We start from the raw sequence: 11,917 nt of genomic DNA on the forward strand, positions 1-11,917 counted from the left end.
CCCCTGATTGATCCAGATCAACCCCGTCGTTGTTGCTGCGCGGCCTAATGGCTGCATGACGACGGGTCACAACTTGAAACGCAGTACCCACGTCATTCCACAGCCTTGGAGCCATGTATGACCGTCGGTAGCGATCCTGTTGTCCGCAGCACTGCCCGTCCGGGTCGCGTCATCAGCGACTGGACGCCGGAGGACCCCGGCTACTGGGCGCGCACCGGCAAGCGGGTCGCTACCCGCAACCTGGTCATCTCGATTCCCTCGCTGCTGCTGGCCTTCTCGGTCTGGGTGCTGTTCTCGGCGGTATCGATCAGCCTGCCGAAGATCGGCTTCAACTTCAGTACCGACCAGCTGTTCTGGCTGGTGGCGCTGCCCAGCCTGTCCGGGGCCACGCTGCGCATCTTCTATTCGTTCGTGATTCCGATCTTCGGTGGCCGCCGCTGGACCGCGCTGTCCACGGCCTCGCTGCTGGCGCCGACGCTCTGGCTCGGCTTTGCGGTACAGGACCCGGCCACGCCGTACGGGGTGTTCGTAGCCATCGCGATCCTGTGCGGGTTCGGTGGCGCGAATTTCTCGTCGTCGATGTCCAACATCTCCTTCTTCTACCCCAAGCAGAAGCAGGGCCTGGCGCTGGGCCTGAACGCCGGCCTGGGCAATGTGGGCGTGTCGGTGGCGCAGGCGGTGATCCCGCTGGTCATCACCGTGGGCGTGTTCGGTGCGCTGGGTGGTGCACCGCAGCCCACGGCGGAGGGCGGGGCGCCGTTGTTCCTGCAGAACGCCGGCTTCATCTGGGTGCCGGCCATCGCGCTGTGCGCCATCGCGGCCTGGTTCGGCATGAACGACCTGACCAGCGCCCGCTCGTCGTTCTCCGAGCAGGCGGTGATCTTCCGCCGCAAGCACAACTGGCTGATGTGCTGGTTGTACATCGGCACCTTCGGTTCCTACATCGGTTTCTCGGCCGGCTTCCCGATGCTGGTGAAGAGCCAGTTCCCGGACGTGAACCCGCTGGCCTACGCCTTCATCGGCCCGCTGCTGGGCGCATTGATGCGCTCGGTGGGTGGCAGCATGGCCGACCGCTGGGGCGGCGCACGCCTGACCTTCTGGGTGTTCGCGCTGATGATCGCGGCGGTGTTCGGCGTGCTGCACTTCCTGCCCAGCCACGGCCAGGGCGGCAACTTCCATGGCTTCCTGCTCAGCTTCATGGCGCTGTTCGTGCTCAGTGGCATCGGCAACGGCACTACGTTCCGCATGATCCCGGTGATCTTCCGCACCCTGCATGAGCGCTGGTCGGCCAACGACAACGCCGAAGGCAAGGCCACGGCCGCGCACCAGGCCAGCATCGAGTCGGCCGCGGTGGTCGGTTTCTCCGGTGCGATCGGTGCCTATGGCGGTTTCTTCATTCCCAAGAGCTACGGCTCGTCCATCACCTTGACCGGCAGCCCCGACATGGCGCTGTACGGATTCGTTGTTTTCTATGTCACCTGCCTGGCCGTGACCTGGTGGTGGTACTACCGGCGCGGTGCCGAGACACCCTGCTGACGACATGAAAACGCACCGCAGCCAGATGACACACACAGCCACGATGCCGATGTCCGCAAAGGGAGACCCCCGATGAGTTATTTCCTCGATCGCTTGCAGTTCTTCAAGCGTGACCCCCAGACCTTTGCCGATGGCCACGGATTCGCCAAGAGCGAGGGCCGTGACTGGGAAAACAGTTACCGCGCCCGCTGGCAGTACGACAAGATCGTGCGTTCCACCCACGGCGTGAACTGCACGGGTTCGTGCAGCTGGAAGATCTACGTCAAGAACGGCCTGGTCACCTGGGAGACCCAGCAGACCGACTACCCGCGTACGCGCCCGGACCTGCCCAACCACGAACCGCGTGGCTGCCCGCGTGGCGCCAGCTATTCCTGGTACCTGTACAGCGCCAACCGGCTGAAGTACCCGCTGATCCGCGGCACGCTGCTGCGCCTGTGGCGCGAAGCACGGAAGAGCAAGGGCCCGGTCGATGCCTGGGCCAGCATCGTGGAGGACAAGGAGAAGGCGCGTTCGTACAAGACCCGCCGCGGCATGGGCGGCTTCGTGCGCCTGCAGTGGGAAGAGGCCAACGAGATCATCGCCGCCTCCAACCTGTACACGGTGAAGCAGTACGGCCCGGACCGCGTGGTCGGGTTCTCGCCGATTCCGGCGATGTCGATGGTGTCCTACGCCGCCGGCGCGCGTTACCTGTCGCTGCTGGGCGGCGCCTGCCTGTCCTTCTACGACTGGTACTGCGACCTTCCGCCGGCCTCGCCGCAGATCTGGGGCGAGCAGACCGACGTGCCCGAATCGGCCGACTGGTACAACAGCCGCTACATCATCGCCTGGGGCTCGAACGTGCCGCAGACGCGTACGCCCGATGCCCATTTCTTCACCGAGGCGCGCTACAACGGCACCAAGACGGTGGCGATCTGCCCGGACTATTCCGAGCTGGCCAAGCTGACCGACCACTGGCTGCACCCCAAGCAGGGCACCGACGCGGCACTGGCCTTTGCCTTCGGCCATGTGATCCTGCGCGAGTTTCATGTGGATTCGCCCTCGCAGTATTTCCAGGACTATTGCCGCCAGTACTCGGACATGCCGATGCTGGTGCGCCTGGAGCGCCGCGACGACGGCCGCCTGGTGCCGGGCCGTTTCCTGCGTGCCAGTGAACTGGGCGGGCTGGGTGAAGCCAACAACCCGGACTGGAAGACGCTGGCCTACGACGAGAACAGCGGCCAGATCGTGGTGCCCAACGGCTCGATCGGCTTCCGCTGGGGCGAGAAGGGCAAGTGGAACATCGAGGAGAAGGAAAGCAAGGGCGCCGATACGCGCCTGCGGCTGAGCCTGGCCGACGCCCATGAGGGCATCGAGGCGGTCAGCTTCCCGTACTTCGGTGGCATCGAGACCGACGGCTGGACTGCCGCGCCGGCCGACGACGTGCTTGAGCGCAACATCCCGGTGTGTCGCCTGGCCCTGGCCGAGGGTGGCGAGACCCTGGTGGCCACGGTCTACGACCTGCTGCTGGCCCAGTACGGCGTGGACCGTGGCTTTGGCGGCGGCAACGTGGCATCGAGCTTCGACGACATGGTGCCGGGCACCCCGGCCTGGCAGGAACGCATCACCGGCGTGTCGCGTGCGGAAGTGATCGAGATCGCCCGCGAGTTCGCGCGTACCGCCGACAAGACCCATGGCCGTTCGATGATCATCGTCGGCGCCGGCATGAACCACTGGTTCCACAACGACATGAACTACCGCGGCCTGATCAACATGCTGATCATGTGCGGTTGCGTGGGCCAGACCGGTGGTGGTTGGGCGCACTACGTGGGCCAGGAGAAGCTGCGCCCGCAGACCGGCTGGCAGCCGCTGGCGTTCGGCCTGGACTGGAGCCGGCCGCCGCGCCACATGAACGGCACCTCGTTCTTCTACTTCAACACCGGGCAGTGGCGCTACGAGAAGCTGCAGGTGGACGAACTGCTGTCGCCGCTGGCGGATGCGAGCAAGTACAGCGGCAGCCTGGCCGACCTGAACCTGCGCGCGGTGCGCATGGGCTGGTTGCCGTGTGCCCCGCAGCTGGACCGCAACCCGCTGCAGTTGGCGCGCGAGGCCGAAGCGGCCGGCGTGGCCCCGGCCGACTACGCGCTGGGCAAGTTCAAGGACGGCTCGCTGGACTTCGCGTTTGCCGATCCAGATGCACAGCAGAACCACCCGCGCATGATGTTCATCTGGCGCTCGAACCTGCTGGGGTCGTCGGGCAAGGGCCACGAGTACATGCTGCGGCATCTGCTCGGCACGCGCCATGGCCTGCAGGGCAAGGACCTGGGCGAGATGGGGGCGATCAAGCCGGAGGAAGTGACGTGGCGTGACGAGGCACCGGAAGGCAAGCTGGACCTGCTGGTCACGCTCGACTTCCGCATGTGCACCACCGCGCTGTACTCGGACATCGTGCTGCCGACCGCGACCTGGTACGAGAAGGACGACCTCAACACCTCGGACATGCACCCGTTCATCCACCCGCTGTCGAAGGCGGTGGACCCGGCCTGGGAATCGCGCAGCGACTGGGAGATCTTCAAGGAGGTCGCCCGCACGGTGAGCGAGATGGCGCCGGGTGTGCTGGGCGTGGAGAAGGACCTGGTACTGGTGCCGACCCTGCACGACACCCCGAACGAGCTGGGCATGCCGTTCGGCGTGGCCGACTGGAAGAAGGGCGAGTGCGAGGCCATCCCGGGCCAGACCATGCCGTCGATGACGGTGGTGGAACGCGACTACCCGAACCTGTACCGCAAGTTCACCTCGCTGGGCCCGCTGCTGGACACGCTGGGCAACGGCGGCAAGGGCATGAGCTGGGACACGAAGCACGAGGTCGAATTCCTCGGCAAGCTCAACCACACCGTGCACGACGCGGGCGTGAGCCAGGGCCGCCCGGCCATCTCGACCGCGATCGACGCGGCCGAGGTGATCCTGCACCTGGCACCGGAAACCAATGGCCACGTCGCAGTGAAGGCGTGGGAATCGCTGGGCACCTTCACTGGCCGCGAGCACACCCACCTGGCGGTGGGCAAGGAGCACGAGGCGATCCGCTTCCGTGACATCCAGGCACAGCCGCGCAAGATCATTTCCTCGCCGATCTGGTCGGGCCTGGAGGACGACAACGTCAGCTACAACGCCGGCTATACCAACGTGCACGAGCTGATTCCGTGGCGCACGGTGACCGGTCGCCAGCAGTTCTACCAGGACCACGAGTGGATGATCGACTTCGGCGAGGCCTTCATGGGCTACCGGCCGCCGGTCAACACGCGCACGGTGGAGCCGCTGCTGAACCAGCGCCCGAACGGCAACAAGGAGATCGTGCTGAACTGGATCACCCCGCACCAGAAGTGGGGCATCCACAGCACCTACAGCGACAACCTGATCATGCAGACGCTGTCGCGCGGTGGCCCGATCGTGTGGATCAGCGAGGACGACGCGCGCAGCGCCGGCATCGTCGACAACGACTGGATCGAGCTGTTCAACGTCAACGGTGCGATTGCCGCGCGTGCGGTGGTCAGCCAGCGCGTGATGCCGGGCATGGCGATGATGTACCACGCCCAGGAACGCATCATCAACGTGCCGGGCTCGGAGATTTCCGGGACCCGCGGTGGCATCCACAACTCGGTGACCCGCATCGTGCTCAAGCCCACCCACATGATCGGCGGCTACGCGCAGTTGGCGTACGGCTTCAACTATTACGGCACCTGCGGTACCAACCGCGACGAGTTCGTGATCGTGCGCAAGATGGACAAGATCGATTGGCTGGACGATGAACAGCCCGCTGGTGCTTCGGCATCGGCCAGCAAGGAGGTGGTGTGATGAAGGTCCGTGCACAGATCGCGATGGTGCTGAACCTGGACAAGTGCATCGGCTGCCATACCTGCTCGATCACCTGCAAGAACGTCTGGACCTCGCGCGAGGGTGTCGAGTACGCCTGGTTCAACAACGTGGAAACCAAGCCGGGCATCGGCTACCCGAAGGAATGGGAGAACCAGGACAAGTGGAACGGCGGCTGGGTACGCACCCGCGCCGGCAAGCTGGTGCCGCGCGCCGGTGGCCGCTGGCGCATGCTGGCGAAGATCTTCGCCAATCCGGACCTGCCGCAGATCGACGACTACTACGAGCCATTCGATTTCGACTACCAGAACCTGCACACCGCCAAGGACAGCCAGCACCAGCCCACCGCGCGGCCGCGCTCTCTGATCAGTGGCGAGCGCATGCAGAAGATCGAGTGGGGCCCGAACTGGGAGGAGATCCTCGGCTCGGAGTTCAGCAAGCGCTCGCGCGACTACAACTTCGACCAGGTGCAGAAGGAGATCTACGGCGCCTTCGAGAAGACCTTCATGATGTACCTGCCGCGCCTGTGCGAGCACTGCCTGAACCCGGCGTGCGTGTCGGCGTGCCCCTCGGGTGCGATCTACAAGCGCGAGGAAGATGGCATCGTGCTGATCGATCAGGACAAGTGCCGCGGCTGGCGCATGTGCGTGTCGGCCTGCCCGTACAAGAAGATCTACTACAACTGGAAGAGCGGCAAGTCCGAGAAGTGCATCTTCTGCTACCCGCGCATCGAGATGGGTGAGCCGACGGTGTGCTCGGAGACCTGCGTGGGCCGCATCCGCTACCTGGGCGTGATGCTGTACGACGCCGACCGCATCGCCGAGGCCGCTTCGGTGGCCGCCGAAAAGGACCTTTACCAGGCCCACCTGGATATCTTCCTGGACCCGAACGATCCGGCGGTGATCGCCGCCGCGCGCAAGGAGGGCATCCCGGACAGCTGGCTGGATGCGGCCAAGCAGTCGCCGGTGTACAAGCTGGCGATCGACTGGAAGCTGGCGCTGCCGCTGCACCCGGAATACCGCACGTTGCCGATGGTCTGGTACGTGCCGCCGCTGTCGCCGATCCAGTCCGCCGCCGAACGTGGCCGCGTGGGCATGAGCGGCGAGCTGCCGGACGTGGCTTCGCTGCGTATTCCGATGCGTTACCTGGCCAACCTGCTGACGGCCGGTGACGAGGCGCCGGTGGTGCGTGCGCTGGAGCGGCTGATGGCGATGCGTGCCTGGCGCCGGGCCAAGAACGTGGACGGCGTGGAAGACACCGCCGTGCTGGAACAGACCGGACTGAGCATCGCCCAGGTGGAAGAGATGTACCGCTACCTGGCCATTGCCAACTACGAGGACCGTTTCGTGATTCCGACCGGCCACCGCGAGTACGCCAACGATGCCTTCGGCGAGCGTGGCGGCTGCGGCTTCACCTTCGGCAACGGCTGCAATGGTGACAGCCCGGCCGACCTGTTCGGCCAGCGCAAGAGCACCACCTTCGTGGTGGACAAGGGCCCGAACCACCGCCGCAAGGAGGTGGTGTGATGAGCGTGCTCAAGCTGGTCGGGGTGCTGCTGGACTACCCCCGCGAGGAACTGTGGGAGCACGGCAAGGAACTGCTCGCCGCCTGCGACGACCCGGCGCTGAATGCCGCCCGCCGCCAGCAGTTGCGCAGCTTCGTGCAGCAGCTGCTGGACACCGATGCGCTGGATGCGCAGGCGGCGTGGCTGGCCAGTTTCGACCGTGGCCGCTCGATGAGCCTGCTGCTGTTCGAACACATCCATGGCGAATCGCGCGACCGCGGCCAGGCCATGGTCGATCTGGTCGAGACCTACCGCCGCAACGGCTTCGAACTGGATGCGCGCGAGTTGCCGGACTACCTGCCGCTGCTGCTGGAGTTCCTGGCCCATCGCCCCGGCAGCGAGGCCCGCGAGTGGCTGCACCACATCGGCCATATCGCCGGGATGCTGGCGGCGCGTGCCGCCGAGCGTGGGCTGCCGCACCGGGTGCTGTTCGAGATCCTGGTCGAAGCCGGCGACGGCAAGGCCGATCTGCAGGCGCTGCGCCAGCGTGCCAGCGAGGAAGTCCGCGACGATACCGCCGAGGCCATGGACCGCTTGTGGGAGGAGGAGGCGGTGCGCTTCGGCGCCGAAGCCCCTGCCGAAGACTGCAAGCCGCCCGTGCGTTCACCGGCCCGTCCTTCGCATCGAGAGGTCCAGCCATGAGTTACTCCCTGCATCAATTCGCCTTCCAGTACTACCCGTACATCGCCGTGGCGGTGCTGCTGATCGGCAGCTGGGCCCGCTACGACAAGGCCATGTACACCTGGCGCACCGGCTCCAGCCAGATGCTGTCGGACAAGGGCATGCGGATCGGCAGCAACTGCTTCCACATCGGCATCCTGGCCATCCTCGGTGGCCACCTGGTCGGCCTGCTGACCCCGCATGCGGTGTACGAGCACTTCATCACCTCGTCGCAGAAGCAGATGCTGGCGATGGTGGTCGGCGGTGTGTTCGGCGCGCTGTGCTTCATCGGCATCAGCATCCTGCTGGTGCGCCGGCTGTTCAATGCGCGGGTACGGGCCACCGGCAGCTTCGGTGACACGCTGGTGCTGGTGCTGCTGTTCGCACAGTTGTGCCTGGGCCTGTACAGCATCCGCATCTCGTCCGGCCACCTGGATGGTGGGGTGATGGTGCAGCTGGCCGAATGGGCGCAGCACATCGTGACCTTCCGCGCCGGTGCCGCCGACTACATCGAGGGCGTCAGCTGGGTCTACAAGATGCATATCTTCCTGGGCCTGACCCTGTTCCTGATCGCGCCGTTCACCCGCCTGGTGCACGTGTGGAGCATTCCGATCAGTTACCTGTGGAGGCCGTACCAGGTGGTGCGCCGCCGCCAGGCCACGCTGCGCTACGGTCCGCGGGAGTAAGCCATGGGCAACCTGCCGAAATTCCTGCCGATCACCGTGATCGACTCCGCCGCACCGGTGCCTGCCGAGGCGCATTCGCATCACCACGACGCGGCGGAGCAGGGGCCGCGCTCGCTCGGGCAGCCGGCACCGTGCCGGCTGTTCGTGGACGAGACCGCGATCAGCGAGGCCGACATCGCCCGCGAGATGCAGCACCACCGGGCGATGCGCCCGGAACAGTCACGCGCCGAAGCGGCGCGTGCACTGGTGGTGCGCGAGCTGCTGCGCCTGGAAGCGCAGCGGCTGGGCCTGCAGGCGCCGGAGGGCAACCGGGTCAGCGACGAGGAAGTGCTGATCCAGCAACTGCTGGAAGACGCGATCGAAGACCGCGTGCCGACCGATGAGGACTGCCGCCGCTACTTTGAACAGAACCCGGAGCGCTTCCGCTCGCCCGATCGCGTGCGCCTGCGCCATATACTGCTGGCGGCGCCGGCCGACGACGTGGCCGGGCGATTTGCCGCACGCACCGAAGGCGAGCGGCTGGTCGGACTGCTGAAGGAGTCGCCGCACCTGTTCGCCGATTTCGCCCTGCGTCATTCGCGCTGCCCCTCCAGCAGCGAGGGCGGTGACCTGGGCTGGTTGCAGCGCGGGCAGACCACGCCGGAGTTTGACCGCCAGGTGTTCCGCCTGCGCGAGGGCCTAGCCGGTTTCCCGGTGGAATCGCGCTGGGGCTACCACGTGGTCTGCGTCGATGCCCGCGAGGAAGGCCAGCCGCAGCCGTTCGAGGCGGTGCTGCCGCAGCTGCGTGATTACCTGGAACTGCAGGTACGCCAGCGCGAGGTGCAGGCCTACCTGCTGCAGCTGCAGGAACGCTACCCGGTGCGCGGGCTGGACGAGATCGAAGCCGACGCGGATATCGGCTGACCCCCATTGAACGAGGAGACCCCATGAACCAGGCCCTTGCCCCCGCCAGTGCCGGGCAGCAGCAACGTGCGCTGTGGCTGAGCACGTTTGCCTTCACCGTGTGCTTCGCGGTGTGGATGATCTTTTCGATCATCGGCATCCAGATCAGCCAGCAGCTCGGTTTGAATGACACCCAGTTCGGCCTGCTGATCGCCACGCCGGTACTGACCGGTTCGGTCAGCCGCGTCTTCCTCGGCATCTGGTCCGACCAGTTCGGTGGCCGCAAGGTGATGGTGCTGGTGATGCTGTGTGGCGCCGTGGCCACCTGGATGCTGACCTATGCGCAGACCTACACCCAGTTCCTGATCGCCGCGCTGTGCGTGGGCATCGCCGGCGGCAACTTCTCGGTGGGCGTGGCCTACGTGTCGAAGTGGTTCCCGGCCAGCAAGCAGGGCACCGCGCTGGGCATCTTCGGTGCCGGCAACATCGGCTCGGCGGTGACCAAGCTGTTGGCGCCGCTGGTGATGGTGGCCGCGGGTTGGACCATGGTTGCCAAGGTCTGGGCGGTCGCGCTGGCGGTCACGGCGGTGCTGTTCTTCCTCTTCAGCAAGGAAGATCCGTCGCTGGAGCAGCGCCGCCGCGAGGGCGTGAAGCCGGTGCCGTTCGCCGAGCAGATGGCACCGCTGAAGAACCTGCAGGTGTGGCGGTTCTCGCTGTATTACTTCTTTGTGTTCGGTGGCTTCGTGGCTCTGGCGCTGTGGCTGCCGCACTACCTGGTGGGCGCCTACGGCATGGACGTGGGCCACGCGGGCATGCTGGCGGCGTGCTACTCGATCCCGGCCAGCCTGTTCCGCGTGGTCGGTGGCTGGATGTCGGACCGGATGGGTGCGCGCCGGGTGATGTACTGGACCTTCGGCGTGTCGGCCATCTGCACCTTCCTGCTGGCCTACCCGGATACCGAGTACGTGGTGAAGGGCATCCATGGCCCGATCCACTTCCATCTGGCCATCGGCGTGGTGATGTTCACCGTGCTGGTGTTCGTGCTGGGCTTCTTCATGTCGCTGGGCAAGGCCGCGGTCTACAAGCACATTCCGGTGTACTACCCGCAGCACGTGGGTGCGGTGGGCGGTGTGGTCGGCATGATCGGCGGCCTGGGTGGCTTCATCCTGCCGATCGTGTTCGGGGCATTGAACGACGCCGTGGGCATCTGGAGCAGCTGCTTCATGCTGCTGTTCGTGCTGGTGGCGGCTGCACTGGCGTGGATGCACTTTGCTATTCGCCGCATGGAGCGCCGTCACTTCCCGCAGATCGACCGCGAGACCGACCTGCCCGAAGCCATCGATGCGGCCGCCGCCGAGCGGGTGCGTGGCAGGTGAACGGGGTTGCCGGCCAGCGGCCGGCACTACCAATGCGGTGAGCCACGCGGCGCCTGGTAGTGCCGGCCGCTGGCCGGCATGAACCGACCGATGCGCCACGCTTGATTTCAATCAGGGCCACGCGAAGAGGAACGCCCGAAGATGTGTGCCATGAGCTTCCACGTCGATGAGAGTGAGGACACTGCGCTGCAGGCAGCATTGCTGCGGCAGCCCCGGCATGTGCTGTTCCCGGCGGCTGACCAGTTCAGCACCGGGTTTGGCGAAAGCGGCTGGCGCGCCGCCGTGCGCGCCAGCAATGAGCACCTGATCCCGCGTGGCTTGACGCTCGGCTTCCAGGCCGGTCGTGGCGGGCGCGATGTGCCGCCACAGGCGTATCTGGACACGTTGCTGCTGGCCCTGCAGCTGCAGGCCGATGCCCTGGCCGAGGACCGCGAAGTGGTGGCGATGGTGTTGCAGCTGGGCTTGGCCGAGACGTTGCCGCCGCCGCAGTTGGGCCAGCTGCTGGACGCCGTGCCGCAGCACCTTCGCACGGTGGCGCGGCCGCAGGTGGAAGTGCGGCTGGACGCCGGCAGCGCGCTGTCACCGGCGCAGCTGCGCGCGGTGGGGTGCACCCGCCTGAACGTGATCGACCGTGCCGATGCGCCGGGGCCGACTCTGCTGGCACAGGCGCGGCAGGTCGGCTTCACTGCGCGCTACTACCAGCTGCGGGTGCCCGGTAGCGAGGACACCGGCTTCATCGAACGGCTGCATGAGGTGCTGGCCGAAGCGCCTGAGCGCATCCTGCTGCCGGCGCCGTGTGCGCTGCCACGGGATCCCTCGGCGGCGCACTGGCTGCAGGCCTGGCGCCTGCTGCGCGCGGCCAGTTACGAACCGATCGGTGGTGATCACTACCAGCGCGGCGACCTGCCCAACCCACATGGGCCCGGCGATGGCCAGCGCCACTGCGACCTGGCCGGCGTGCCACGGCGTGACCGCAGTGATTTCATCGGGCTTGGCCTGTCCGCCTGCAGCCAGATCGGCGAAGTGTTCTACCGGCTGGAGGACGAGCTGGGCGAATGGCGGGCGCGATTGCAGTCCGGTCACATGGGCGTGGCCGCGGGCCTGATCCTGTCCGAGGACGAGCGGATGGCGGCCGAGGTGGCACAGAGCATCGCCTGCGATCATGCGCTCGATGCGGCCGCCTTCGAGTGGCGCAATGATGAACCGTTCGACGAATGCTTCGCCGAACAGCTGCCGGCGCTGTCGCCGCTGCTGGCGCGCGGCTGGGCGCAGTGGGATGCTCGTGTGCTGCGGCTGGCCGAAGAAGGGCGGTTGCTGTGGCGTATGATGGCCGCATGCTTCCGGCCGGCGGCCGCCATCGTTTGAGT

At 66.4% G+C, this 11,917-nt stretch carries 8 protein-coding genes; all 8 read left to right on the forward strand.

What is annotated here, in order from left to right; genetic code table 11:
- The first annotated feature begins 117 nt into the window (after positions 1-117).
- A complete protein-coding gene (locus ACX9OT_RS03160; protein WP_459000876.1) occupies positions 118-1,536 on the forward strand; it encodes a NarK family nitrate/nitrite MFS transporter in 1,419 nt (472 codons plus the stop codon).
- Between the two features lie 72 nt (positions 1,537-1,608).
- Positions 1,609-5,364, forward strand: coding sequence for a nitrate reductase subunit alpha (locus ACX9OT_RS03165; protein ID WP_459000878.1), 3,756 nt, complete (start codon positions 1,609-1,611; stop codon positions 5,362-5,364).
- Positions 5,364-6,908 (forward strand): nitrate reductase subunit beta, encoded by a 1,545-nt coding sequence (gene narH, locus ACX9OT_RS03170; RefSeq protein ID WP_012511273.1) that lies wholly within the window; start codon positions 5,364-5,366, stop codon positions 6,906-6,908. Before ACX9OT_RS03165 ends, narH begins: the two co-directional genes overlap by 1 nt.
- Positions 6,908-7,588, forward strand: coding sequence for a nitrate reductase molybdenum cofactor assembly chaperone (narJ, locus tag ACX9OT_RS03175; protein WP_459000880.1), 681 nt, complete (start codon positions 6,908-6,910; stop codon positions 7,586-7,588). Before narH ends, narJ begins: the two co-directional genes overlap by 1 nt.
- A complete protein-coding gene (gene narI, locus ACX9OT_RS03180; RefSeq protein ID WP_010485313.1) occupies positions 7,585-8,292 on the forward strand; it encodes a respiratory nitrate reductase subunit gamma in 708 nt (235 codons plus the stop codon). The genes narJ and narI overlap by 4 nt, the downstream gene beginning before the upstream one ends.
- Positions 8,293-8,295: 3 nt before the next feature.
- Positions 8,296-9,195 (forward strand): peptidylprolyl isomerase, encoded by a 900-nt coding sequence (locus ACX9OT_RS03185; RefSeq protein WP_132810265.1) that lies wholly within the window; start codon positions 8,296-8,298, stop codon positions 9,193-9,195.
- Between the two features lie 23 nt (positions 9,196-9,218).
- The gene (locus ACX9OT_RS03190) at positions 9,219-10,550 is read left to right on the forward strand and encodes an MFS transporter (RefSeq protein ID WP_014037437.1); all 1,332 of its coding nucleotides are present in this window, start codon (positions 9,219-9,221) and stop codon (positions 10,548-10,550) included.
- Positions 10,551-10,700: 150 nt separating this feature from the next.
- Positions 10,701-11,915, forward strand: a complete 1,215-nt coding sequence (locus ACX9OT_RS03195) for an oxygen-independent coproporphyrinogen III oxidase (protein ID WP_459000884.1) — start codon at positions 10,701-10,703, stop codon at positions 11,913-11,915.
- Positions 11,916-11,917 lie beyond the last annotated feature (2 nt).

The sequence above is a fragment of the Stenotrophomonas genospecies 3 genome (genome assembly GCF_054473855.1).